Source organism: Azospirillum sp. A29, assembly GCF_042604625.1.
In the GTDB taxonomy this organism is placed as follows: Bacteria; Pseudomonadota; Alphaproteobacteria; order Azospirillales; family Azospirillaceae; genus Azospirillum; species Azospirillum palustre.
Genome location: NZ_CP170466.1, coordinates 1850473 through 1875000, shown reverse-complemented (window position 1 = coordinate 1875000; position 24528 = coordinate 1850473). Strand labels below are relative to the sequence as shown.

Annotated in this window: 27 protein-coding genes (1 of these 27 only partly in view); 17 read left to right on the top strand and 10 right to left on the bottom strand. The window is 67.8% G+C overall.

The window, feature by feature from the left end; translation table 11 throughout:
• Nucleotides 1-60 carry the 3' portion of a M23 family metallopeptidase gene (locus tag ABNQ38_RS23895; protein WP_377808349.1) on the top strand. It extends 1323 nt beyond the left edge of the window, so only the last 60 of its 1383 coding nucleotides appear in the window; the start codon falls outside the window, past its left edge; its stop codon occupies nt 58-60.
• Nucleotides 61-104: 44 nt separating this feature from the next.
• Here the strand turns inward: ABNQ38_RS23895 and ABNQ38_RS23890 are convergent, their stop codons facing one another.
• The 4 genes from ABNQ38_RS23890 to ABNQ38_RS23875 all read right to left on the bottom strand — a co-directional run bounded on the left by ABNQ38_RS23890 (nt 105) and on the right by ABNQ38_RS23875 (nt 2974).
• On the bottom strand, nt 105-278 hold the full coding sequence (locus ABNQ38_RS23890) for a hypothetical protein (protein ID WP_377808348.1): 174 nt from the start codon (nt 276-278) through the stop codon (nt 105-107).
• Nucleotides 279-400: 122 nt separating this feature from the next.
• Entirely contained in the window at nt 401-1360 is a 960-nt protein-coding gene (locus tag ABNQ38_RS23885) for a lipid II:glycine glycyltransferase FemX (protein WP_377808347.1), read from the bottom strand.
• A gap of 17 nt (nt 1361-1377) precedes the next feature.
• A complete protein-coding gene (motA, locus tag ABNQ38_RS23880; RefSeq protein ID WP_098740974.1) occupies nt 1378-2238 on the bottom strand; it encodes a flagellar motor stator protein MotA in 861 nt (286 codons plus the stop codon).
• A gap of 364 nt (nt 2239-2602) precedes the next feature.
• Nucleotides 2603-2974 carry a hypothetical protein gene (locus ABNQ38_RS23875; RefSeq protein ID WP_377808346.1) on the bottom strand — a complete coding sequence of 124 codons (372 nt, stop codon included), beginning with the start codon at nt 2972-2974 and terminating at the stop codon, nt 2603-2605.
• A 372-nt stretch (nt 2975-3346) separates the two neighbouring features.
• Between ABNQ38_RS23875 and ABNQ38_RS23870 the strand changes: the two genes are divergently transcribed.
• Nucleotides 3347-3922, top strand: a complete 576-nt coding sequence (locus tag ABNQ38_RS23870) for a glutathione peroxidase (RefSeq protein WP_377808345.1) — start codon at nt 3347-3349, stop codon at nt 3920-3922.
• A 19-nt stretch (nt 3923-3941) separates the two neighbouring features.
• Here ABNQ38_RS23870 and ccmB read toward each other — a convergent pair whose 3' ends face one another.
• Nucleotides 3942-4607, bottom strand: coding sequence for a heme exporter protein CcmB (ccmB, locus tag ABNQ38_RS23865; protein ID WP_098740972.1), 666 nt, complete (start codon nt 4605-4607; stop codon nt 3942-3944).
• Nucleotides 4604-5296, bottom strand: coding sequence for a heme ABC exporter ATP-binding protein CcmA (gene ccmA, locus ABNQ38_RS23860; protein ID WP_377808344.1), 693 nt, complete (start codon nt 5294-5296; stop codon nt 4604-4606). Before ccmA ends, ccmB begins: the two co-directional genes overlap by 4 nt.
• 585 nt (nt 5297-5881) lie before the next feature.
• On the opposite strand from ccmA, the gene ABNQ38_RS23855 reads away from it, so the two are divergent.
• The 5 genes from ABNQ38_RS23855 (at nt 5882) to ABNQ38_RS23835 (ending at nt 11006) form a co-directional block, all read left to right on the top strand.
• The gene (locus tag ABNQ38_RS23855; RefSeq protein ID WP_377808343.1) at nt 5882-7561 is read left to right on the top strand and encodes a putative transporter; all 1680 of its coding nucleotides are present in this window, start codon (nt 5882-5884) and stop codon (nt 7559-7561) included.
• Between the two features lie 137 nt (nt 7562-7698).
• Nucleotides 7699-8505: an ABC transporter ATP-binding protein gene (locus tag ABNQ38_RS23850; RefSeq protein WP_377808342.1), complete on the top strand. Its 807-nt coding sequence runs from the start codon at nt 7699-7701 to the stop codon at nt 8503-8505.
• 86 nt (nt 8506-8591) lie between these two features.
• On the top strand, nt 8592-9446 hold the full coding sequence (locus tag ABNQ38_RS23845) for a lysine/arginine/ornithine ABC transporter substrate-binding protein (RefSeq protein ID WP_255636334.1): 855 nt from the start codon (nt 8592-8594) through the stop codon (nt 9444-9446).
• Between the two features lie 161 nt (nt 9447-9607).
• Complete coding sequence (locus ABNQ38_RS23840) at nt 9608-10312, top strand: ABC transporter permease (RefSeq protein ID WP_109051188.1); 705 nt, start codon at nt 9608-9610, stop codon at nt 10310-10312.
• Nucleotides 10313-10316: 4 nt separating this feature from the next.
• Nucleotides 10317-11006, top strand: a complete 690-nt coding sequence (locus ABNQ38_RS23835; RefSeq protein ID WP_098740967.1) for an ABC transporter permease — start codon at nt 10317-10319, stop codon at nt 11004-11006.
• Nucleotides 11007-11218: 212 nt separating this feature from the next.
• Here the strand turns inward: ABNQ38_RS23835 and ABNQ38_RS23830 are convergent, their stop codons facing one another.
• The gene (locus ABNQ38_RS23830) at nt 11219-12376 is read right to left on the bottom strand and encodes a penicillin-binding protein activator (protein ID WP_377808341.1); all 1158 of its coding nucleotides are present in this window, start codon (nt 12374-12376) and stop codon (nt 11219-11221) included.
• A gap of 104 nt (nt 12377-12480) precedes the next feature.
• On the opposite strand from ABNQ38_RS23830, the gene rsmI reads away from it, so the two are divergent.
• From rsmI to gshB, 4 genes are read left to right on the top strand one after another with little or no spacing between them, the layout of a single operon-like run.
• Entirely contained in the window at nt 12481-13401 is a 921-nt protein-coding gene (rsmI, locus tag ABNQ38_RS23825; protein ID WP_377808340.1) for a 16S rRNA (cytidine(1402)-2'-O)-methyltransferase, read from the top strand.
• Entirely contained in the window at nt 13398-13766 is a 369-nt protein-coding gene (locus ABNQ38_RS23820) for a YraN family protein (RefSeq protein WP_098740964.1), read from the top strand. The genes rsmI and ABNQ38_RS23820 overlap by 4 nt, the downstream gene beginning before the upstream one ends.
• Nucleotides 13767-13793: 27 nt before the next feature.
• Nucleotides 13794-14639 (top strand): SirB1 family protein, encoded by an 846-nt coding sequence (locus ABNQ38_RS23815; RefSeq protein ID WP_377808339.1) that lies wholly within the window; start codon nt 13794-13796, stop codon nt 14637-14639.
• Between the two features lie 22 nt (nt 14640-14661).
• Nucleotides 14662-15609 carry a glutathione synthase gene (gene gshB / locus ABNQ38_RS23810; protein WP_377808338.1) on the top strand — a complete coding sequence of 316 codons (948 nt, stop codon included), beginning with the start codon at nt 14662-14664 and terminating at the stop codon, nt 15607-15609.
• 72 nt (nt 15610-15681) lie between these two features.
• Here gshB and ABNQ38_RS23805 read toward each other — a convergent pair whose 3' ends face one another.
• Complete coding sequence (locus ABNQ38_RS23805) at nt 15682-16551, bottom strand: LysR family transcriptional regulator (RefSeq protein WP_377808337.1); 870 nt, start codon at nt 16549-16551, stop codon at nt 15682-15684.
• A gap of 107 nt (nt 16552-16658) precedes the next feature.
• Between ABNQ38_RS23805 and ABNQ38_RS23800 the strand changes: the two genes are divergently transcribed.
• From ABNQ38_RS23800 to ABNQ38_RS23790, 3 genes are all read left to right on the top strand, one after another.
• Entirely contained in the window at nt 16659-17027 is a 369-nt protein-coding gene (locus ABNQ38_RS23800) for a cupin domain-containing protein (RefSeq protein WP_377808336.1), read from the top strand.
• A gap of 94 nt (nt 17028-17121) precedes the next feature.
• Nucleotides 17122-18120 (top strand): tryptophan--tRNA ligase, encoded by a 999-nt coding sequence (gene trpS, locus ABNQ38_RS23795; protein ID WP_098740959.1) that lies wholly within the window; start codon nt 17122-17124, stop codon nt 18118-18120.
• 13 nt (nt 18121-18133) lie between these two features.
• Nucleotides 18134-18811: a pyrrolidone-carboxylate peptidase gene (locus ABNQ38_RS23790; protein ID WP_377808335.1), complete on the top strand. Its 678-nt coding sequence runs from the start codon at nt 18134-18136 to the stop codon at nt 18809-18811.
• Between the two features lie 3 nt (nt 18812-18814).
• Here ABNQ38_RS23790 and ABNQ38_RS23785 read toward each other — a convergent pair whose 3' ends face one another.
• Nucleotides 18815-19189, bottom strand: coding sequence for a MarR family winged helix-turn-helix transcriptional regulator (locus ABNQ38_RS23785; protein WP_014249257.1), 375 nt, complete (start codon nt 19187-19189; stop codon nt 18815-18817).
• Between the two features lie 986 nt (nt 19190-20175).
• Here ABNQ38_RS23785 and ABNQ38_RS23780 point away from each other — a divergent pair.
• Both ABNQ38_RS23780 and ABNQ38_RS23775 read left to right on the top strand, forming a co-directional pair.
• Complete coding sequence (locus ABNQ38_RS23780; RefSeq protein ID WP_377808334.1) at nt 20176-21669, top strand: alpha/beta fold hydrolase; 1494 nt, start codon at nt 20176-20178, stop codon at nt 21667-21669.
• A gap of 22 nt (nt 21670-21691) precedes the next feature.
• Nucleotides 21692-21946, top strand: coding sequence for a helix-hairpin-helix domain-containing protein (locus tag ABNQ38_RS23775; RefSeq protein WP_377808333.1), 255 nt, complete (start codon nt 21692-21694; stop codon nt 21944-21946).
• 27 nt (nt 21947-21973) lie between these two features.
• Here the strand turns inward: ABNQ38_RS23775 and ABNQ38_RS23770 are convergent, their stop codons facing one another.
• On the bottom strand, nt 21974-23506 hold the full coding sequence (locus ABNQ38_RS23770; protein ID WP_098741200.1) for a YifB family Mg chelatase-like AAA ATPase: 1533 nt from the start codon (nt 23504-23506) through the stop codon (nt 21974-21976).
• A 221-nt stretch (nt 23507-23727) separates the two neighbouring features.
• Here ABNQ38_RS23770 and ABNQ38_RS23765 point away from each other — a divergent pair, with 221 nt between their 5' ends.
• Nucleotides 23728-24474, top strand: a complete 747-nt coding sequence (locus tag ABNQ38_RS23765; protein WP_377808332.1) for a creatininase family protein — start codon at nt 23728-23730, stop codon at nt 24472-24474.
• Nucleotides 24475-24528 lie beyond the last annotated feature (54 nt).

The window sequence follows — 24528 nt, the reverse complement described above, 5'->3', positions numbered from 1 at the left end:
CGGACCCCGGCCCCGGCATCGGCCGAAGAGAAGGGCTGCAACAAGGCCAGCAGCTGCTGACCTGCCGATGAACCGCGCACCGGCGGCGAGGATCGCCGGTGCGCCTATTCCTTGTTCATCATGTTGCGGATGGCGCCGACGAACTGGCGGGCGGTGTCCTCGTTCTCCAGCATCCTCTGCAACCTGTCGCGGATGATCATCGCCTTCGGCCGCTGCTGCATGGCGCGTTCGATGGCGACGTCGGCCTCGCCGGGCTTCAGGGGTTCAAGGTCTGACATGGCGGATATCCCGTGCGGAAGAAATGGCCCGTGCGGAAGAGCTGTTGTGTCGGCACGCAGGTAAGGATAGCCGGAACCGCTGCGGTCATCATCAGGCAAAGCACATCAGCGATAAACCAATATCAGCGATACTGGCCGACGGTCTCCGCCGCCTCGCCGCCGGTGCCGAGCTTGAACTCCGTGACGCCGGGGGCGATGTCCGGGTTGATGCCGCCGAGGTCGAGAGCGCGGACGCCGCGCTGCTTGAGTTCCTGCATCGCCTTCCACAACACCAGCCGCGTGGCGCCGTTCTTGCGCCCCGCCTCGCTGGCCCAGCTGATCTGACTGGTGGCGCAGACGCCATGACGGAAGAACAGCCAACAGGCGACCGGTGTGCTGCCGTCCAGCGCCGTGATCATCAACGCCCCGTCGTTGCGGCCGCCGCCTTTGACCATGGCGTTGCGCAGACGGACCGCCAGCGGCCCGGTCATGGCGCGGAACCCCTTCTCGCGCGCCTGGTCATGCTCCCGCTTCATCAGCCAGGGCAGATTGTCGGCCTTCCAGTCGATGTCGAGGACGAGGCCGGCCTTCTCGGCCCCGCGCAGACGCTTGCGCCAGTCACGGGCAAGGCCGGCATGCATCGCCTCCTCGCTCCGCGTCAGGTCCAGCCAGACGGTCCGATAGCCGGGGCCGACCTTGCGGAAGCCACAGCGGGCGAGCAGCGCCTCGTTCTCCGGTCCGGCCGGGAGTTCGGGCAGCAGGTTGGCGCGGCTGAGCGGATTGCCTGGGCAGGCGCGGCGCAACAGGCGGAACACCGCCTCCAGCGTGTCGGCATCGGGAAGCGTGCCGTCCAGCCACAACGGTCCGCGGTAGCATTGCCGGTCGTGGAACAGCTTCAGCATGCGGCGGTCGAGCGTCTGGACGAGGCCGATCGGCTCGCCATCACGGCCGATCACGCCCAGGCGTGGCACATGGCCATAGCTGCGACCCATGGCACGGCCATAGGCGAAGCTCTGCAGCAGGGTGGAACGGGGAACGCGGGCGAACAGCGCATCCCAATCGCCGACGGTGCCCTCGTTCCAGGCGATGTCGATGTGCGGCATCGGCGTATTCCAAAGGATCAGGCCGGCGGCAGGGCAGAGGTCGCCTCTTCCACCTGGGCGAAGGTCGGGCGGTATTCCGGTTCCAGCACGTTACGGGCGTATTCCACAGAAATGGCGGGCGCGTAGCCGGACAAATGCGCGATCAGGCCGGTCTTCATCGCCTGATAGTACTTGCCCTCGGCGTGATAGACGTTCTTGAGACCGCTGGCGATGGGCGCGAGGAAGCCGTAGGCGACCAGAATGCCGGTGAAGGTGCCGACCAGCGCGCCGCCGATCAGCTTGCCCAGCACTTCCGGCGGCTCGGTGATCGAGCCCATGGTGTGAATCACGCCCAGCACCGCCGCCACGATGCCCAGTGCCGGGACGGCATCGGCCACCGCCTGGATGGCATCGGCGATGCGCTGGTGTTCGTGGTGCATCGTCTCGATGTCCTCGTCCATCAGGTCGACCAGCTCATGCGGATTGTCCGCGCCCAGCGACATCAGACGGAGATAGGTACAGAGGAAGGCGATGGCGTGATGGTCGCCGTAGAATTTCGGGAACTGCTGGAAGAGCGGCGAGTCCTCTGGCTTTTCGATGTGCTGTTCAAGCGCCAGCAGGCCCTTGGTCTTCGCGATCTTGAAGACCTGATACATCATGGTGAGGACCTCCAGGAAGTCCTCCTTCTTGTATTTCGGGCCTTTGAACAGGTGGCCCAGCTCCTTGCCGGTGTGGGTGACGACCGATTTCGGATTGGCGATGAAGAAGGCGCCGGCACCGGAACCAAGGATGATCATGAACTCGAACGGCATCCACAGCACGCCCATGTGGCCACCGCCTAGGATGTAGCCACCGAACACACTGAAGATCACGATGCCGAAGCCGATCATCACGAACATTCGGTCTCTCCCCTCCCCATACCGACCACGGGCCGCAAGATGCTCCCGGCGGACAGATGGCCGGACATCGGTTGAGTTTCCGTGAATCACCCGAACGGCCTACCGCCTTCGCGACAGGCCGCGCGATCCTACCGATGCAGGAGTGCCCTGTCACGAAAGGACTGAGGAGTAAGGGTTTTCAACGGGTGCAGGGAGGAGGGACGGTGAACGGGTCGCTGGGCTCCGCACCCAGGAGGGCAAATGCACAGCCGGAGCGCGACGGAAAAGCACAGGATGGTCACAGCCCAAGCGGGGCGGACCGACAGCGCAACGCCCTAGCGACCGGGTGGACCGGTCAGCAAGGGCGCTCGAAAAGCATAGAACGTTATCGAAGCGGAATGTTCATCTGTACGCTGACACCCGGCTGTGGAGGCGGCGGGGCGTAGATAACCGGGGGCGGTGCGTAGGACGGCGCGTAAATGACGCGCGGTGGAGGCGGCGGGGCCGGCACCACGACCACCGGCGGCGGCGCGCCATAGATGACGACCGGGCGGTCGTCATGGTGATGCTTCTTGTGGTGGCCCCAGCCATGGCCGCGACCATGCTCGCCCGGGTCGGCAAGCGACGGCGCAGACAGCGCGGCACCGAGCAGCAACATCGTTCCGGCAACACCGGCGGCCTTCGCCGCGGCACGGGCAGCCCGGCGCATCGCCGTCCGCGGCATCTGGAGATCCTGCATGGCGGCTCCGGCGTTCATCGACCTGTTCTCCTGGAATGGGTTTGCATCGGCAACGGGAAGCGCAGACGCCGGGCGGACGGCCAAATACCCATTTCGATGGGATAAACGCTTATGCTCAGGCTGAGGCTCGACCGGGTGGGACATTTTTGGGCGCTGCGCGGTGGACGGGCTTAGGTGAAGGGACGGCGGCGGGAGGTTGCCGTGCATCCTTACTCATGAAGCTGTTGATCGACGGCGGCCGCCGCTACCCGTCCGAAGGGGCTAGACCGGATGAAGCGCGCAGTCGGATGGTGCCGTCATGATCCGATGAGCACCGGGGCTCGTATCGGGCATCGTATTGAGTAAGGATGATCTCATCCCAACCGCCATCCCACCCACCGAGCCGCACCGATGACCGTCCGAGCCAGACTTCGCACCGTCGCCATGGCGGCAGCCCTTTCCATAATGGGAGGCGCCAGCGCCATGGCCGCAAGCAGCGCTTACGACTTCACCTTCCAGAGCATCGACGGCAAGCCGCTGCCGCTGTCGCAGTTCAAGGGCAAGACGATCCTGGTGGTCAACACCGCCTCGCAATGCGGCTTCACCCCGCAATACAAGGGGCTGGAGGCGCTGTGGCAGCGTTACCGCGACCGCGGTCTGGTGGTGGTCGGCGTGCCGTCCGATGACTTCGGCGGACAGGAACCGGGGAATGCCAACCAGATCAAGGATTTCTGCGAGGTCAACTACAGCATCGACTTCCCGATGGCGGACAAGACGGTGGTGTCGGGCGACAGCGCCCACCCCTTCTACCGCTGGGCGGCGGACGAGTTGGGCTTCCTCGCCAAGCCGCGCTGGAATTTCCACAAATATCTGGTGGGGCCGGACGGCAAGCTGGTGTCCTGGTTCTCCACCATGACCGACCCCGAGTCGGACAAGGTGCGTGAGGCAATCGAGACGCTGCTGCCGGAAAAGGCGCCGAAGTCGTAGCGGCGCCGTTGCCCCTGCCCTACTCCACCGCCTGCCGCAGCGCCGCAGCTCCCGCCCAGGGGGCGAGCGGCAGGGCGGCGGCGAGGATGCCGGCAAGCAGCAGCAGGTGCGGACGCGGGGTCAGCCCGTTGATCGCCGCGTCGATGGCGCCGGCGCCGAAGATCAGCACGGGAATGTAGAGCGGCAGGATCAGCAGCGACAGCAGCACGCCGCCCCGTCGCGCCCCCAGCGTCAGCGCCGCCCCGATGGCGCCGATCAGGCTGAGGATCGGCGTGCCCAGCGTCAGGGTCAGCACCAGCACGCCGAACCCCTGCGCATCCATGTTCAGCAGGACGGCCAGCAGCGGAGCGGCGACGATCAGCGGCACGCCGGTGACCAGCCAATGGGCCAGGGTCTTCGCCAGCACCGCAGCCTCCAGCGGCAGGGGGGACAGCGACAGAAGTTCCAGCGAGCCGTCCTCGTAATCGGTCTGGAACAGACGCTCCAGCGACAGCAGCGAGGCGAGCAGCGCCGCCACCCAGATCACGCCGGCGGCGATGCGGGCTAGGATGTTCGGCTCCGGACCGACGCCGAAGGGGAACAGCACCACGCACAGCACAAAGAACATGACGGCGATGGTGGCGTCCGAGCCCTGGCGCAACGCCAGCCGCAGGTCACGCGCGACAAGGCGCAGGAAACGGCTCATGGCCCGGCCCCTTCTTCCTCATACTCGTCGCCCACATCCTCATCGCCGGCCTCTTCGTCGGCGTAGGGGGCAAACTCGTCCAGATGCAGGTCCTCGCCGCCGGGGGTGGCGATGTCGGTGTGGGTGGACAGCACCACCATGCCGCCCTGCGCCCGATGTTCGGCGATCAGCCCCTCGAACAGGGCGATGGCGGCGCGGTCGAGCGCCACGGTCGGTTCGTCCAGCAGCCACAGGGTCGCCGGTGCGGCCAGAAGCCGCGCCAGGTTCAGCCGGCGCTTCTGACCGGCCGACAGGTAGCGGCCCGGCACTCCGGCGATGTGCGGCACCCCAAGCCGGTCGAGTGCGGCCCGCGCGTTGGCGGCAGGATCGGCGGCTCCGGCCAGCGCCGCCCAGAAGGCGAGGTTCTCCGCCGCCGTCAGCACCGGCTTCACCGCGTCGAGATGGCCGACATACTGCACCTGCGCCCGGTGGGCGTCGGGGTCGTCGGCGACCGAAACCCCGTCCCAACCCAGCGTGCCGCGCAGCGGCTTCAGCAGTCCGGCCATCACCCGCAGCAGGCTGGACTTGCCGCTGCCGTTGGGACCGAGCAGAACCAGCGCGCCGCCGGGGGCGATGCGGAACTCCAACCCGGTGAAGACCAGCCGGTCGCCACGCAGGCAGGTCAGTTCTGATCCGGCAAAGACGGGCATGGTGATGGGTCGCGCTTCCGGTTGAGGGAGGCGCTGCTATAGCACAAGGCGGCGGGAAAGCCGGAGCGAGAATGCGGTCGCCCCAGCGGTCAACCGACGCAGCGGTTAATGGGCACAGCGGTTCAGTGGACGCGGGACAAAAGAAAAGGCCACCGCGAGGGGGTTCTCGCGATGGCCTTGCGTCCGGCCGGGTCCGGCCGGTCGATACCTTGTGGAACGGCTTCGTTCGTCGCAGCGATGGCGCTAGGGGGAACGCCGATGCGCGCGACCTTTGGGGCCGGTTGCTTGGGTTATCGTGTAAGGGAAGAAAATGGCAAAATTTGGATGGAGTTCGAGGAAACGGATGCTACCCGATGACGCACCACGGCCTCCGCAGCGCTGCGCTCCCATGCATGTGCCGCAGCGCCGGGTGCCGGGATTGTCACGGCTAAAGGCCGGACGCTTGTTCTGAATCAACGCCTTGACCGCTGTCCTGACGCATCGTGGTGCCGTCATGCCCCCGCTCGAACGGGGACCGCCGCGCCCCTCCGGGTTTCCCCATGATTGCGGCGTTTGCCCAAATGTGTTCAGGAAGCGAGTTGTCCCATGTCGGCCTTCGCAGACATTCTCCAGGCCATGCCGCCGATCGCGCGGGTGGTGTTCATGCTCGGTCTAGTGTCGGCGGCGGGCGTGGCGCTCGGCCATATCAAGATTCGCGGGGTCGGGCTCGGCATCGGCGGCGTGCTGTTCTCCGGGATCGCCGGCGGCCACATCGCCAAGCAGGCGGGCATCGCCTTCAATCCGGAGATGATGGACTTCATCCGCGACTTCGGGCTGATACTGTTCGTCTACACCATCGGCATCCAGGTCGGTCCCGGCTTCTTCGCCGCGCTGCGCCGGACCGGGCTGGCGCTGAACGGGCTGGCCCTGCTGATGGTGGGATCGAGCATCCTGCTGACCGCGGTGCTGGTGTCGTCGGGGGCGCTGTCGCTGGGCTCCTCGCTGGGCGTGTTCGCCGGTGCCGTGACCAACGCCCCGGCGCTCGCCGCCACCCAGCAGGTGCTGACTGAAGTCGGGGCCGGGGCGGGGGTGATGGCCCTGCCCGGCCTTGCCTTCGCCGTCACCTACCCGTTCGGCATCGCCGGCAACCTGCTGTCGATGGCCGCCGTCCGCATTCTGTTCCGCATCGACCCGGAGGCGGAGGCCGCCCGCTTCGAGGAGTGCCGCCGGGCCGAGGTGTCGACGCTGGAGACCATGGATCTGGCGGTCCGCAATCCGGAGCTTGCCGGCCGGCCGCTCGGCTCCATCGATCTGCTGTGCGGCCAGGGGGTGGTCGCGTCGCGCCTGCTGTGCGACGGCAAGCTCTGCGTCCCGCATGACGGAACCTGCCTGAAGCTGGGCGACGTGCTGCATGTGGTCGGGCCGCGGCCGAAGCTGGAGCAGGTGCGCGCCCTGCTGGGGCAGGAATTCGACCGGCCGCTGACCACCAAGGGCACCGACCTGAAATGGGAGCGCATCGTCGTCACCAACAACGCGGTTCTGGGCAAGTCGATCGCCACGCTGAACCTCCAGGACGCCCATGACGTGGTGGTCAGCCGGGTCAACCGGTCGGGCGTAGAACTGGTGCCGACCCCGGCGCTGAAGCTCCAGTTCGGCGACATCCTGACGGTGATCGGCCGGCCGGACAGCCTCGCCGCCGTCGGGCAGATCTTCGGCAACTCCACCCGCAAGCTGCAGCAGGTGGAGATGATCCCGATGTTCCTGGGCATCGCGCTGGGTGCGGCGCTGGGTGCCATCCCGATCTTCCTGCCGGGGATGCCGGCGCCGCTGCGCCTGGGCCTTGCCGGCGGACCGCTGATCGTCGCCTTGATCCTGGGCCGCATCGGCCATGTCGGGCCGCTGGTCTGGTTCATGCCGCCGGCCGCCAACCTGGCGCTGCGCGAGATCGGCATCATCCTGTTCCTGGCCGTGCTGGGCATCGCGTCCGGCGACCGCTTCGTCGCCACGCTGGCCAGCGGCGCCGGCTGGCCCTGGATGATGTGGGGCGTGCTGGTGACGCTGGTCCCGCTTCTGCTGACCGGGCTGGTCGCGCGCGGGCTGATGAAGCTGAACTTCCTGACCATCTGCGGCGTCCTGGCCGGCGCCCAGACCAACCCGCCGGGGCTGGCTTATGCCAACGCTCTGGTGGCGTCGGAAGCTCCGGCGCTGGCCTATGCCACCGTCTACCCGCTGGCGATGTGCCTGCGTATCCTGGGGCCGCAAATTCTGGTACTATTGTTGTGGTAACGCACCATTTTCCGACACAAGCGGCACAACGCGCGCGACGTGTGAAATCCGCGTTGCGGAACCCCTGCGCCCCGGTCTAGCCTGTGCCGTAATGGTCAGACCATAACCAGCCTCCACAACACAGCCGGTTCTCCCGCATGCATCGCCATCCGCCCGTCAGCGATTCCGCTCCCGCCGCCGTCGCCGTGGAGGATTTGCACAAGCGGTTCGGCGAGCTGGAGGTGCTGAAGGGCGTGTCGCTGACCGCGCGCGAAGGCGACGTGATCACGCTGATCGGCTCGTCCGGCTCGGGCAAGAGCACGCTGCTGCGCTGCATCAACATGCTGGAGATCCCGGACGACGGCCGCGTGGTGATCGGCGGCGAGTCCATCGCGCTGAAGAAGACGCGCCGCGGCGCCAGCGTCCCCGCCGACTCCCGGCAGGTGGAGCGCATCCGCACCCGGCTCGGCATGGTGTTCCAGAGCTTCAATCTCTGGACCCACATGACCATCCTGCAGAACGTGATCGAGGCGCCGGTCCATGTGCTGGGCGTGCCGAAGGCCGAAGCCGTCGACCGCGCCCGCATGCTGCTGGACAAGGTCGGCATCCTGGCGAAGGCCGACAGCTATCCGGTCCAGCTTTCGGGCGGGCAGCAGCAGCGCGCGGCCATCGCGCGCGCGCTCGCCATGCAGCCCAAGGTGATGCTGTTCGACGAGCCGACCTCGGCGCTCGACCCCGAACTGGTCGGCGAGGTTCTGCGGGTCATCCGCCAGCTGGCGGACGAAGGCAACACGATGATCCTGGTGACGCACGAGATGGGCTTCGCCCGCGAAGTGGCGTCCAAGGTGGTTTTCCTGCACCAGGGGCGGATCGAGGAGGAGGGGTCACCCGACAAGGTGCTGACCAACCCCGACTCGGACCGGGTGCGGCAGTTCCTCTCGCGCCATCTGTCCGGCGCGGCGTGAGGGGACGAGGCAGAGGGCAGGACCGGACCGTCAGAAACAGCCCGGCTCCCAACAGGGGCCAAAGAACGGGCGAACCGAACAGAGGAGTGTGTTCCTTGAAGAAGATCGTTTCGGCCCTGGCGCTCGGCGCCATGATGGCCGTCGCCGCTGCCGGCGCCGCCGGTGCGAAGGAATGGAAGACGGTCCGCATCGCCAGCGAGGGTGCCTATCCTCCGTGGAACGCCACCGACACCTCGGGCAAGCTGACCGGCTTCGAGGTCGACCTCGGCAACGACCTGTGCAAGCGCATGAAGGTCACCTGCGAGTTCGTCGCCCAGGATTGGGACGGCATCATCCCGGCCCTGCAGCAGGGCAAGTATGACGCCATCATGTCGGCGATGACCATCACCGACGAGCGCAAGAAGGTCATCGACTTCTCGGTCCCCTACGGCACCGAGCCGTCGGTCTTCGCCGTCGTGACCGGTTCGCCGCTGGCCAAGGCGCTGAACCTCGGCGCCGACCGCGTCGACCTGAACGACCAGGGCAAGGCCAAGCCGGTCCTGGACAAGCTGGCCGAAGCGCTGAAGGGCAAGTCCGTCGGCGTCCAGGTGTCGACCATCCAGGCCGACTTCATGGACAAGCATCTGCCGAAGGTGACCATGCGCACCTACGACAAGATCGACAATGCCGGCATCGACCTGGGCTCGGGCCGCGTCGACGCCATGCTGGGCGACCGCTCGGTCGTCGAGGCGGTGGTGAAGGCCACGCCGGACAAGATGGTCATCGTCGGCCCGAACTTCATCGGCGGCGTGATCGGCGAAGGCATGGGCGTCGGCCTGCGCAAGGACACCGCCGACCTGAAGGCGATGTTCGACAAGGCCATCGGCGAAGCGCTGAAGGACGGCACCGTCAAGAAGCTGAGCACCCAGCATTTCGGCTACGACATCTCGCCCACCAAGTAAGGGGGCGAAGCAAGGCGGACCCCAGGTCCGTCCGTCTGATCGGTACGGCGCCCGGCGGCCTTCATGGCGACCGGGCGCCAGTCGTTCAGTAACCTCCGTTCGCTGACCCCCGTCCGGCCGGCGCTCCGCGCCGCGCCCGGCGGGCCTTACCGGGCGTGCCAATGCTGGAACTCCTTTCCTTCGGTCCCAACGGCTGGGGCGGACAGCTGCTGATGGGCACCGCGATGACGGTCGCGGTCGCCGTGTCGGCCTTCGCCTTCGGCATCCTCGTCGGGTCGCTCGGTGCCTCGGCCAAGCTCAGCCACTCCCTGGCGCTGAACGTCGTGGCCGATGTCTACACCACCATCGTGCGCGGCATCCCTGAACTGCTGGTGATCTACCTGCTGTTCTTCGGCGGCAGCGGCGTTGCCACCTCAATCGCCTCCGCCTTCGGCTATGACGGGCGGGTCGATCTGAACGCCTTCACCATCGGCGTGCTGGCGGTCGGGCTGATTTCCGGCGCCTACTCGACCGAGGTGATCCGCGGCGCCGTGCAGTCGGTCCCCTTCGGCCAGATCGAGGCGGCGCGCGCCTGCGGGATGAGCCGCTGGCTGATCCTGCGCCGGGTGCTGGTGCCGCAGACGCTGCGCTTCGCCCTGCCCGGCCTCGGCAATGTCTGGCAGCTGACGCTGAAGGACACCGCGCTGGTGTCGGTGACGGCGCTGGCCGAACTGATGCGCATCACCCATCTGGCGGCCGGCGCCACGCGCCAGCCCTTCCTGTTCTACAGCACCGCCGCCGTGCTGTACCTGATGCTGACCACCATTTCGACGGCGCTGTTCAACCGCGCCGAAATCTCCGCCAATCGCGGCGTCCGGAGGGCCTGAGGCCATGAACTGGCAATTGATGTGGGACAGCCTGCCCCGCATGCTCGGTGGGCTGACGCTGACTCTGCAGCTGATCGTCGGATCGCTGGCGTTGGGCGCGCTGGTCGCCTTCGGTGTGGCGTTGCTGCGTCTGTCGGGCAACCGCGTGGTGGAGACGCTGGCGGCGGCCTATGTCTTCGTCTTCCGCGGCACGCCGCTGCTGGTGCAGATCTTCCTGGTCTATTACGGGCTCGGCCAGTTCGAGTTCATCCGCGACAGCATCCTCTGGCCTTTCCTGCGCGAGCCCTACTGGTGCGCCATCCTGGCGCTGACGCTGAACACCGGCGCCTACACCAGCGAGGTCCTGCGCGGCGCCATCCTGTCGGTGCCGCAGGGACAGGTGGAGGCGGCGCGGGCCTGCGGCATGTCGCGGGCGCTCGCCTTCCGCCGCATCGTGCTGCCAGTGGCGATCCGCCAGATGCTGCCGGCTTACGGCAACGAAGTGATCCTGATGGTGAAGGCGACCTCGCTCGCCAGCACCATCACGCTGATGGAGGTCACCGGCATCGCCCGCCGGATGATCGCCCAGACCTTCGCGGTCTTCGAGCTGTTCATCGTCGCCGGCGTGATCTATCTGGTGCTGAACTTCATCGCCACCCGCCTGATCAAGTTCGCTGAATGGCGCCTGACCCCCTACCTGCGGGCACGGGCGTAAGCCGCGTAAGTAAGGATAGCGTCGAACAGGCCCTCTCCCACCCGGAGGTTTTCCCCTCTCTCTCTTGGAAAGCAAGCTCAGGGTGAGAGAGACGCACGGCGACGATCCCCGAGTATCCTTACCTGGGAAACAAAAACGCCGCGGCCCGTCCCGATGACGGCCGCGGCGTTTTCATTTTCAACCTCTCTTCCCTGAGGAGAGAGCGTGTGTCCTTACTGCCCGAGCATCTCGAAGGACGGCGGGGCCGGGTCGACCACACGCGATCCGGTCGGGGTGATCTCCATCACTGCCAGCCCGCGTTCGACCAAGCCGTCGGCGCGCAGGCGGAACAGGCCGTCCAGCCCCTCGAAGCCGTTCGGGTTGGTCATCGCCATGCGGTCGAAGGGCACCGGACCGCCGGTGCGAGTGAGCACCGCGGCGATGGAGGTGGCGTCGTAGGCCAGCGTGGCGATGCGCGGCGGCTTGCGGCCATAGACCTGCTCGAACTGCGACTCGAAGCGGGCGCGGGTCTGCGGCGCCGGTGCGGCATAGAGCGCACCGACCAGCGCCGGTTCCTGCCCCAGCGCGCCTTGCGAGGTGTCGTCCCACAGGCCGGTTCCCAGCAGCTTGACCTGCTGCGGCTGCACGCCGTTGGCGGCCAGCACCTGGGCGATGCCCTGGGCGCGCTGCCCGCCTTCGGCCAGCATCACCGCCTGCGGCTGCGGGGTTTCCTGGGCCACCTGCTTGGCCGGGATCGACAGGTCGGTGACCGCCGGATCGTAGCGCTCGACCTGCGTGGTCATGGTGCCCAGCCTCGGTGCGATCTGCTGCATGGCGTTCACCACAGCGTCGCCATAGGGCGAGCGCGGCGCCAGCACGGTGAAGCGCGTCGCCCCGCGCGAGCGGGCATAGCCGGCGACGCGGTTGACCTGATCGGCCGGGACGAAGCCAAGCACATAGGTGCCGTTGCCGGCCTGGGTGGCGTCGTTGGTGAAGGCCAGCACGTCGACGCCGGCATTCTGGGCGATCGGCCGCACTGCGGCAACGTCGGCGGCGAACAGCGGGCCGATGATCAGGCGGGCGCCCTCGGCCAGCGCCTGGCGCGCGGCGTCGGCCGCCCCACCCGGCGTGCCCTTGGTGTCGCGCGGCAGAAGCTGCAGCTGGTCGCCGGCCATGTCGAACAGCGCCATCTGGGCGGAGTCCAGCATGGCTTGGCCGATGGCGGCGCTCTGCCCGCTGAGCGGCACCAGGACGGCCACCTTGATCGGGCCCTGCGCTTCCGGCAGGGGAGCCACCGGAGCCGGGACCGGTTGCGGCGCTTGTGCCACCCGCGGCGGCGCGCTTACAGTCGAACAGGCCGACAACAGGCCGGCGACCAGCAAGGCTGCCACGCCGTGACGTTTCAGACCCTGTGAGAAAGCTGTTGCCAAGCGTGCCACCAATCGTCTCCACATCTGCTGAAATGGCCGCCGATACCGAAGGCGAAACCCAAGGCATGGACCCCAACGGCCCGGACCCCAACGGCCCAGACCAAAGTGGCGCTCAAGGTAGCCCCCTCGCCGCCCCAAGTAAACTCGCGGGCGGACTGTATGTCGTCGCTACCCCCATCGGAAACGCCGCGGACATCACGCTACGCGCGCTCGACACGCTGAAGCGGGCCGACGCCATCGCCTGCGAGGACACGCGCGTCACCGCCAAGCTGATGGGCATCCACGGCATCCACACACCATTCGTCTCCTACCACGAGCACAACGCCGCAAAGATGCGTCCGATCCTGATCGGCCGCATGAAAAAGGGCGAGGCCATCGCGCTGGTCACCGACGCCGGCACGCCGCTGGTCTCCGACCCCGGCTACAAGCTGGTGCGAGAGTGCGTGGCGGAGGGGGTGGCGGTGACCACCCTGCCCGGCGCCTCGGCCCCGCTGGTGGCGCTGGTGCTGTCCGGCCTGCCGACCGACCGCTTCCTGTTCGCCGGCTTCCTGCCCAACAAGAGCAGCGCCCGGCGCGCCACCGCCGGCGAGCTGAAGGGGGTGCCGGCCACCCTGGTCTTCTTCGAATCGCCGCAGCGCCTGCCGGAGTCGCTGGCCGACCTCGCCGACATCCTCGGCCCGCGCGAGGCCGCCGTCGCCCGCGAGCTGACCAAGCTGTACGAGGAGGTGCGGCGCGGCACCCTGCCCGAGCTGGCCGCGCATTATGCCGAGGCCGGGTCGCCGCGCGGCGAGGTCGTGCTGGTGATCGGTCCGCCGGGAGAGGAGGCGACGCCGGGCGGAGCCGACGTCGACGCCCTGCTGCGCGAGGCGCTGACCCGCCTTTCGGTGCGAGACGCCGCCGCCGATGTCGCCGCCCGCACCGGCCAGCACAAGCGCACCGTCTATGCCCGCGCGCTGGAACTGCAGCGGGAGGAACGGACGAAATGACCGACCTGGATGCGCGTCGCCTGCGGGCCGAAAGTCTTGGCCGCCGGGCGGAGGCGCTGTGCCGCCTGTCGCTGCGCCTGCGCGGCTACCGCATCCTGGCCAGCCGCCTGCGCACGCCGATGGGCGAAATCGACATCGTCGCCAGACGCGGCCAAACCATCGCCATCGTCGAAGTGAAGGCACGTGGCGACTGGGACACCGCCAACGAGGCGCTGAACGCCCGGCAGCGCGGCCGGCTCGCCCGCGCCGCCCATGCCTTCCTCGGCGCCAACCCGCGCTATGCCGGCTATGTCTTGCGCTTCGACGTGATGCTGGTTACCCCTTGGGCCTGGCCCCGTCATCTGGTCGATGCCTGGAGACTGTGAGGGGATGAATTTGAGGGGGCGACAGTCTTGAGCAACCGCGCGGAAGCCCGCGAAATCCTGCGCCGCATCGGCGACCAGCCGGACGACGAGATCGATCTGGCCGAAGCCGCCCTGGCTCTGGGCGCGCTGGAGTTGCCGAGCGCCGACCTCGCCCCCTACCGCGCCCATATCCGCGCCATCGTCGAGGATCTGGCCGCCCGCGTCGCGGCGCAGGATCAGGCCGCGGGCGACAGCCTGGAAGCACGCATCGCGCACCTGCACGCCGTGATCGGCGAGCGCCACGGCTATTCCGGCGACCACGACACCTACGATGACCTGCAGAACGCCAACCTGCTGCGGGTGGTCGATCGCCGCCGCGGCCTGCCGGTGACGCTCGGCATTCTCTACATGCATGCCGCCCGCTCGCAGGGCTGGCCGATGGTAGGCCTCAATTTCCCTGGTCATTTCCTGGTCCGCATCGAGAAGGACGGCGCCCGCGCCATTATCGACCCCTTCAACGAGGGGCAGACCCGCAGCGTCGTCGACCTGCGTGACCTGCTGAAGGCTACGGCCGGAAGCGCCGCCGAGCTGGAGCCCGGCCATTACCAGCCGGTGTCGAACCGCGACGTGCTGCTGCGCCTGCAGAACAACATCAAGTTGCGCCACCTGTCGGCGCACGATGTGCCGAAGGCGCTGGAGGTGCTGGAGGCGATGCGCCTGTTCGCCCCACACGAGCCGGCGCTGTGGCGCGAGACCGGCCTTCTGGAAGCCCATGCCGGCAATCTGAAGGACGCCATCACCGCGTTGGAAACCTTCATGGCGCTGACCGGCGACGACCATCACCGGCACCAGACCGCCTCGTTGATCCAGCAATTGAAGAACCGCCTGAACTGACCCCGTTCCAGAGGGACCCGTCATGAGCCTCGCCGTCGCCTTCCAGATGGACCCCATCGAGTCGATTAACATCGACACCGATTCCAGCTTCATGATGGCGCTGGAGGCGCAGAAGCGCGGCCATCGCCTGTATCACTACCACCCGCGCGACCTGATCCTGACCGGCAACCGCCTGACCGCCCGTGTGCGCGAGATGACAGTGGTGCGCCAGCGTGGCGCCCACTACACGCTGGGCGAGCCGGTTATGACCGACCTGTCGACGATGGACGTCATCCTGCTGCGGCAGGACCCGCCCTTCGATATGGCTTACATCACCTCCACCCACCTGCTGGAGCATGTGCAGCCCAAGGTTCTGGTCGTCAACGACCCGGCCGAGGTGCGCAATGCGCCGGAAAAGCTGTTCATCACCAAGTTCCCCGACCTGATGCCGCCGACGCTGATCACCAGCGACAAGCAGGCCATCCTGGACTTCCGGGCCGAGCACAAGGACATCATCGTCAAGCCGCTGTTCGGCAACGGCGGCGCCGGCGTCTTCCACCTGAAGCCCGACGACGAGAATTTGGGCTCCCTGCTGGAGATGTTCACCCAGCTCTACCGCGAGCCGGTGATCGTGCAGAAGTACCTGCCGGAGATCCGCCAGGGCGACAAGCGCATCATCCTGGTCGACGGCGAGCCGGTGGGCGCGGTCAGCCGCATGCCGCTGGAGGGCGAGGCCCGCGCCAACTTCCACGCAGGCGGCAGCGCCAGGAAGACCGAGCTGACCGCGCGCGAGCGCGCGATGTGCGCCGCCATCGGCCCGGTGCTGCGGGAGAAGGGTCTGGTCTTCGTCGGCATCGACGTGATCGGCGACTACATGACCGAGATCAACGTCACCTCCCCCACCGGCATCCAGGAGATCAACCGCCTGAACGGCGTTCAGCTGGAAGCCCTGCTGTGGGATGCCATCGAGCGCCGCCGCGCGGCGAAATAAGAACTGCGGCGCGTGCGGAAGTAAGGATAGGGCGCCACCGGGTCAAACGGGCGGGCTGGACCGTGGGACCGGTCAGCCCATCCGCTTGAACCGGGCGAAGGCGTCGCGGATTTGCCGGGCCAGTTCCGCTGCTGCCAGCGAGGGCGTGCGGACCGGCCGATGCAGCGTGACGGCGAAGGACGGCAGGTCGGGAAGACCGCTGTCCGCCGGCAGGATTTCCAGATCGGGCGGCACGGTGAAGGCCAGCCAAGCCGAGACCGCGAGATCCATCCGCACGGTGGCGAAGGTGGCGTCAAGGCCGCCATTCTCGAACATACTGCGCCAGTCCCGCCCCTGCCGGCGCAGCGCCGCCATCACCGCCGGCCGGAAGACGCAGGTTTCCACCACCAGCGACAATGGCAGCGGGGTCGCGGCATAAGCAGTGCCACCGCGCGCACCGACCCAGACCAGACGGTCGATCAGCAGATGTTCGCCCTGCGCCGCCTCCACCGGTTCCTCGACCAGCGCAAGGTCGAGATCCCCATCGCCAATGCGGCCCGCCAGTTCGGGAGACGATCCGCAGATCAGCGTCAGTTCGACCTTCGGGAAGGCGGTGGTGAAACTCCGCAGCATCGGGGCGATGCAGGGAGCGACAAGGTCGTAGGGAACGCCGATCCGCACCGGCCCGTCGATGGCGCCGCCGGTGATGTCTGCCCAAATCTCGTCGTTCAGCGCCAGCAACCGCCGGGATTTCCCCAGCAACCGCTCCCCCAACGCGGTCGGGCGCAATCCGCTGCGGTCACGAATGAACAGGGGGCCGCCGGCCAACGCTTCCAGCCGGGCAATCTGCTGGCTGACGGCTCCCTGCGTCAGGTTCAGGTTCTGGGCCGCCGCCGTCATGCTGGCGTGGTCGGCGACCACGGCGAAGCTGCGCAGCAGGGTCGTGTCGAGATTTCTGGGCATGGCGGCATTATGGATATTAATGACCTCTATCTCCATTATTAGTTATCCAAGAGTCCGGTTGAGCTGTATCCGGTTCCATCCGCACCATGACCGGAGAAGCCGTTCCGATGATCCCTGCCCTCAACATCGACGCCGCACTCGACACCCTGACCGATCACTGGTCGCCCAAGGTGATCGCGCGGGTGAACGACCAGTATGTGAAGGTTGCCAAGCTGAAGGGCGAGTTCGTCTGGCATCGCCACGATGATGAGGACGAACTCTTCCAGGTCATCCGCGGCCGGCTGCGCATCCAGTTCGAGGATGGCCGCGAGACGCTGCTGTCACCGGGCGAACTGTGCGTGATCCCACGTGGAGTGATGCACAATCCGGTCGCCGACGAGGAATGCTGTATTCTGCTGATCGAAACGGTGACGACGAAGCACACCGGCGATGTCGAGACGCCGAGAACGCGCTCCATCGCCCAACAACTGGCCTAGGAAAGCGGGCCCGGCTGCGGCGCGCCGCGCCTTGACCGACGGACTTCGGGGGGCGATAACTGCCGCCTCCCAGAGTTTTCGAGCGAGACCACCCGTGAACCGCATTTTCTCCGGCATGCAGCCGACCCGGCAGCTTCACCTCGGCAACTATCTGGGGGCGCTGCGCAACTGGGTGGATCTGCAGAACAGCTACGAGTGCATCTTCTGCGTCGTCGACCTGCACGCGCTGACCATCGACCAGGACCCGGAGGTTCTGCGCAACAACATCCGCGAGGTCACCGCGGCCTACATCGCCGCCGGCATCGACCCGGACAAGAACATCCTGTTCAATCAGTCGGTGGTTTCCGGCCATGCCGAACTGGGCTGGATCCTATCCTGCCACACGCCGCTGGGCTGGCTGAACCGCATGACGCAGTTCAAGGAAAAGGCCGGCAAGCAGAAGGACATGGCCAACCTCGGCCTCTATGCCTACCCGACGCTGATGGCCGCCGACATCCTGCTGTACAAGGCCACCCATGTGCCGGTCGGCGAGGACCAGAAGCAGCATCTGGAGTTGGCGCGCGATATCGCCGGCGCCTTCAACCGCCGCTATGAGACCGAATACTTCCCGCTGCCCGAGCCGCAGATCCTGGGCGAGGCGACGCGGGTGATGAGCCTGCGCGACGGCAAGAAGAAAATGTCGAAGTCGGACGAGTCCGAATATTCGCGCATCAACATGACCGACGATGCCGACACCATCGCGCAGAAGATCCGCAAGGCGAAGACCGATCCGGAACCGCTGCCGGAAACCGTGACCGAGCTGGAGGCCCGTCCGGAGGCCGACAACCTCGTCACCATCTATGGTGCGCTGGCCGGCCAGTCGCGCGAGCAGGTGCTGGCGCAGTTCGCCGGGTCCCAGTTCTCCGACTTCAAGAAGTCGCTGGTCGACCTGTCGGTGGACAAGCTGGCGCCGATCACCACCCGCATGAAGGAACTGCTGGCCGACAAGGCTGAAATCGACCGGCTGCTGAAGAAGGGCGGCGAGCGCGCCGCCGCCATCGCGGAAAAGAACCTGAACGACGTGAAGGACATCATCGGCCTGCTGCGGCCGTAAGGATAGCTTGCCCGTGACGGCCCCCATCCTGATCACCGGCTTCGCGCCGTTCGGGACACCCCCGGACGGCGAAGCGGATCCGTCCGCCGCCGACCATCCCCCCACCGATCATCCCTGGACGGCCGATCCGACCGCCCTGCTGATGGAGCGGCTGGCGGGAGAGCCGGGGGTCGTCACCGCCACCCTGCCCCCCCTGTATGACACCTGCGGCGAGGCCTTCGCCGCGCTGCTGGCGGAACACCGGCCGCTGGCTGCGCTCGGCTTCGCCTATCTGGACTCCAGCGATTACATCCGGCTGGAACGGCTGGCCTGGAACCGCGACGAAAGCCCATTGCCGGATGCGGCCGGCACGGTGCGGGACCATGCCGATATCGTGCCCGACGGACCGACCGCCTATGGCAGCACCCTGCCGGTGCCGCGGGTGATGCGCGAATTGTCGATGGCCGGACTGCCGGTGACCTTCGGCGATTTCTCCGGCGGCTTCCTCGGCAATCATCTGTTCTACCGGGCGCGCCATATCATCGAGAGCGCCGGCCTGGACGTGCCCTACGGCTTCTTCCACATGCCGCCGCTGCCCGAACGGGCGGCAACGCTGCGCCGCTTCGGCGGTCTGGGTCTGGAGCGGCAGGAACTGGCGGTGCGCACGCTGGTGGGCATGCTGCGCCGGGCGCTGGACGGGATCGCTAGATAAGGTTCAGGCCGTCCTGGCGGGACGGCGCTGGTCGGGCGGGTTCACGATGGCGCGCAACGCGTCCAGGAACTCACGGCCCTTGTCGGTCAGGGTGACGATCTTGCGGCGGCGTTCGCGCGGATCTTCCTGCGCCTGCACCAGATCGAGGCCGGCCTTGCCGAAGCTGTGCCAGCGGCTGAGCGCCGCGACGTTGCGTGACGCGGAGGATTGGGCGATGCCCAGGCGTTCCGCCAGTTCGCCGATGGAGATGCCTTCGCTCTGCGCGATGGTCATGAAACTCAGCGCATACTGGATGGGCAGATCGGGGTCGAGCTTGCGGAACGCCTCAAGCACCTGGACGACGGTAAGGACCTCGTCATGACGAACGCGGGCCGGCATTCAGCAGGTCTCCGCGGCGCCGCGCGCTATGCAGCGCGGGAGGGTGGTCCCCAGCGGGCCGGTGTGTAGATGATGTTCAGGCGTCCAAGCCATAGGATGACTTCCCCGTTTTCACGCCTCAGGTCGAAGGACCCGGCCGGCGATGCCCAGCGGGCGTGTTCAACGAAGAGACGGTGACCGCAAAAACCCAGAAAGACACACATGGGATCCTCTCGATATCCGGAATTCACGTTCGAAGGCTGCGGGAAGAAGGCGGGCCGGCTGGGCTTGATTGGCGGCCATATGGGCGGCCCAATTGGCGGCGGTGATGGCCGGATCGCCCGATCGGCGAGTCCAGGCAGTGGCTACGATGGCTTTCATCGAAACTCTCCACGGGTTGAGTGAGGCCGGCGTGAGAGGCCGGCGGATCCGGTATCGCCGGTCAGCGATACGGTTGCAAGGTCAAAAATGTCCGCGCGTCCGATAGGTTCCGATCGCGGATGTGAAAAGGCGGAAGGCGGCAGGCGAGTGGAGGCTCTTCGCCGTCCCCGACGTCTCCGTCCGTCAATCCGATGTCGCGCCGCAAATGGTCGCACAGTCGGCCCGGTCCCGAGGATAGCCCGGAATCGAGCCAACGGCTCCGCAACGCCGTCCACAAGGTCGGCATGATCTGCTCCTGTAACCGAGAGGCACCGACGGCCGGGCCTCTGTTGCGAAATAATTCCGCGTGCGGATGTATTCCGTCAACCGGTTCCTCCCGAGATGACCGTTCGTTTGCAAATGGCGTGACCTTCGCCGCACGTCTGTTGCAAATCGGCACCGCTTTTCCGCCGTTTCGCCATCCGCGGGGATGAGGTCGGGCATCTCTGGACAAGCGGAGGTCGGTCGGTCAAACACAAAGCCGGCGGCAAAAGCCGTCTGCGGTACTCCTCTCATCGGTCTCCTATCCATCAGTTCCGGGTCGTCCGTCCGTGTCCATCCTCCCCTCTTCCGCATGGCCGACAGCGGTGCGTTCCGCCCGCAAGCTGCTGGCGGTTGCAGCCGTGGCGGCGGGCACGCTGTGGAGCCTGCCCGCGGCGGCGGAGGCGCGCTTCACCCCTGGCCCCTGCTGGTTCACAGTGCCGGACGGCGAAGCGGCCCTGTGCGGAACGGTCGCGGTGCCGGAGCGGCGGGACCGTCCCAACAGCCGCAGCCTGCGCTTGCCGGTCGCCGTCCTGCTCAGCACCGCCCGCCAGCCGGCCCCCGATCCCGTGATGTTCCTAGAGGGCGGCCCCGGCGCCTCCCCCTTCGGCAGCGGCGAGGCGACGGAGGAGCGGATGGAGGTGTGGTGGGAGCTGTCGGCCCCGTTCCGCCGCACCCGCAACCTGATCCTGTTCGATCCGCGCGGCGTCGGCCGGGCGGAACCCGACACCGATTGCCCGGAGCTGGACGCCGTCGGCACCACGCGCGGCACCCGGCCGCTGACGCGCGAGCAGCGGGCGGCGGCGGAACGCTCGGCGGTCAGCGCCTGTTCCGCGCGGCTGCAGGCGGCCGGGCTGGACGCCACCCAATTCTCCACCCCCGTCGCGGCGGAGGATGCACTGGACATCGTCACCGCGCTGGGGGCCCAGCGCGTGAACCTGTTCGCGGTGTCCTACGGCACGCGGGTCGGGCTGGAGATCCTGCGGCGGCAGGGCGCCCGTGTCCGCACCGCCGTCTTCGACAGCGTCTATCCGCCCGACGTCAATGCGCAGGAGGAAATGGCCTGGCTGGCGCAACGCGCCTATCGCCGGCTGTTCGACGACTGCGCCGCCAACCGGGCCTGCCGATCCGCCTTTCCCGATCTGGAAAAGCGCTTCCTCGGCCTGATCGAGCGGCTTGACCACAACCCGGTCGAGATCGTCGTCGGCGACCATGAGACGCGCCGCGCCCTGCGGCTGACCGGCGGGGCGGCCATCGCCGCCGGGCTGGAGGCGATGGCGGTCAGCGAGGCTGTGCCGGCTCTGCCGATCATGCTCGACCGCGCCATCCGCGGCCAATACGCCACGCTGGCTGAATGGGCGCCGACCAACTGGCTGGGTGACCCGGAGGTCGCCGACGGGCTGGCCTTCTCGGTCGAATGCCGTGAGTCGGTGACCACCGCCGATCCGCTGAAGCGCGCCGACAATGCCCGCCGCTATGCCCCCTACGGACTGGTCGCCGCCGACGACCCCGGCCAGCGCGTCTGCCGCCTGTGGCCGGCCGGCCATCAGGAGTTGACCGAGCGCCTGCCGGTCGCCAGCCCGGTGCCGGTGCTGCTGTTGTCCGGCGCCTACGACCCCGTCACCCCGCCGGAATGGGGCGACCGCGCCGCCGCCACCCTGCCGAAGAGCCGCCATCTGGTCTTCCGCGCCGCCAGCCACATCGTGACTTCCAGCGAGGACTGCGCCATGGCTGCCGCCGTGACCTTCGTCGAGCAGGAGTCGGTTCAGGCGACCGCCTGTCCAGGCGCGGCCAAGCCGCCGGTGTTCGAAGGGCCGTGACCCGCAGGAAGAGAGTTTCCCGATGCCCTTTCCATCCCATGAGCGCGCCGTGCTGCTGGCGGTCAAAGGCGTCGGGCCGACCGTGATCGGCCGGCTCGAACAGGTCGGCATCCATGATCTGGCGGCGCTGGCCGGTGCGGACGCTGACGCTCTGTGCACGGCAATCGCCGGAGAGCTGGGCGCGAGCTGCTGGAAGAACAGCCCACAGGCGCGCGGCGCCATCGCGGCAGCGATCCGTACCGCGCAACAGCATGAGGCGGCGACCGCCGCAGACTGATGCCGGCGGTCGTCCTGCGCACCCCGTTCACCGCCCCGGCGCGATCCGCCGGTAGCTCAGCGCCTCCGCGATGTGGCGGCGCCTGACCCCCTCGACCCCGTCCAGGTCAGCCAGCGTCCGCCCAACCCGCATCACCCGGTGGTAACCGCGGGCGGACAGCTTCAGCCGCTCCGCCGCCTCGGTCAGCAGGGCGCGGCCGGGGGCGTCGGGGGAGGCCACCTTTTCCAGCAGTTCGCCGTCCGCCTCGGCGTTGGTCCGCACCGCCCGGCCGGCCGGGTAAGGACCGAAACCGCCGTAGCGCTCCGCCTGGATGGCACGGGCGACGGCGACACGGGCGGCGATGGCGGCGCTGCCTTCCGCCGGGGGCGGCAGGCTGAGGTCGGCGGGGCTGACCGCTGGCACGTCGATGTGCAGGTCGATGCGGTCAAACAGCGGGCCGCTGATCTTCGACTGATAGTCGGCGGCACATTTCGGCGCGCGGGCACAGGCGAGCGAGGCGTCATCGAGATGGCCGCAGCGGCAGGGGTTCATCGCCGCCACCAGTTGGACGCGCGCCGGGTAAGTCACATGGTGGTTGGCACGGCTGACCACCGCCTTGCCGGTCTCCAGCGGTTGACGCAACGCCTCCAGCAGCGCGCGGGGAAACTCGGGCAACTCGTCGAGGAACAGAACACCCTGGTGCGCCAGGGAGATCTCGCCCGGTTTCGCCCGCGTACCACCGCCGACCAGCGCCGGCAGGCTGGCCGACTGGTGCGGGGCGCGGTAGGGGCGCTGGCGCAGCAGACGACCGTCCTCCAGCAGACCGCCGACGCTGTGGATCATCGACACCTCCAGCGCCTCCGCCGGGTCGAGCGGCGGCAGCAGGCCGGGCAGCCGGGCGGCCAGCATCGACTTGCCGGAACCGGGCGGGCCGATCATCAGCAGGTTGTGCGAGCCGGCGGCGGCGACCTCCAGCGCGCGCTTGGCCGTTTCGTTGCCCTTCACGTCGCGCAGGTCGGGCGGCGGCGCGTCCTGTTCCTGCATCCGCGGCTTGGGCGGCGTCAGCACCTGGGTGCCCTTGAAATGGTTGATGAGCGCCAGCAGGTTGGCCGGCGCCAGCACGTCGAGGTCGGGACCGGCCCAGGCCGCCTCCCCGCCGCAAGCCGCCGGACAGATCAGGCCGCGATCGTTGGCCAGCGCGTCGATGGCGGCGGGCAGCACGCCGGCCACCGGCGTCAGGGCACCGTCCAACGCCAGCTCGCCCAGCGCCACGTAGCGGGCGATCTCCGCATCCGGCAGCACCCCCATCACCGTCAGCAGGCCGAGCGCGATGGGGAGGTCGAAATGGCTTCCCTCCTTCAGCACGTCGGCAGGGGCGAGGTTGACGGTGATGCGCTTGGCCGGCAGCGCCAGTCCCAGCGCGTGCAGCGCGGCGCGCACCCGCTCCCGGCTTTCGCCCACCGCCTTGTCGGGAAGGCCGACGACGGTGAAGGCGACGATTCCGCCGGACATCTGGACCTGGACGTCGATCCCCAGCACCTCGATGCCCTGGAACGCCACCGTGTTGACGCGCGCAACCACAACCGCACCCCGAAACAGACGCCCGACAGGGCATGGTACACGCGATTGTAGTGACCATGAGGCCAATGCGCCAGCACGGGATGAACAAAGCCCAACCGCCGGCCCCGTCATGCCCGCCCGGCGCAGGGAGCGGTTGTCCCGGCCCGCCGGCCGCCTAACATGAAGGCAAACGCATTCCCGGCCGCATTTCCGGCACGCATCGTCGAAAAGGATCAGCCACCGTGCAGCTTCACCTGAGCACCTGGGCCGAGGTCGAAAGCTATCTGAAGACCTCCAAAGGCATCATCATGCCGATCGGCTCGACCGAGCAGCACGGACCGAACGGGCTGGTCGGCACCGACGCCATCTGTGCCGAGGTCATCGCGAAAGGCGTCGGCGACGCCACCGGCGCGCTGGTCGGTCCGACCATCCCGGTCGGCATGGCCGTCCACCACATGGAATTCCCCGGTTCGATGACGCTGAAGCCATCCACCCTGATCGCGCTGCTGCGCGACTATGTCGGCTCGCTGGCCGAACACGGGTTCGAGCGCTTCTTCTTCGTCAACGGCCATGGCGGCAACATCGCCACGCTGCGCGCCGCCTTCTACGAGATCTATGCGGAGAACCGGGCGCTGCGCGGCCGTGACGCCCCGGACCTGCGTTGCACCCTGGTGAACTGGTGGGAGAATGGCGAGGTCGGCCGCCTGTCGCGCGAGCTGTACCAGGGCAAGGAGGGCTCGCACGCCACCCCCAGCGAGGTGTCGCTGACCCAGTACGCCTATCCCGACTCGATCAAGACCGCGGCGATGGAACCGGAACAGGCGCCAGCCGGCGGCTTCCACGATGCCCGCGACTTCCGCCGCCGCTATCCCGACGGCCGCATCGGCTCCGCCCCCAGCCTTGCCCGTCCCGAACATGGCCAGCGCCTGTACGAGGCGGCGGTCGGCGCCATCGCCACCCAGTACCGCGCCTTCCTGGCGGAGCAGTAAGGGCGGTCACACGCCTGCATACCGCTTGCAGGCCAATGGGGGCATGCCGGTGGG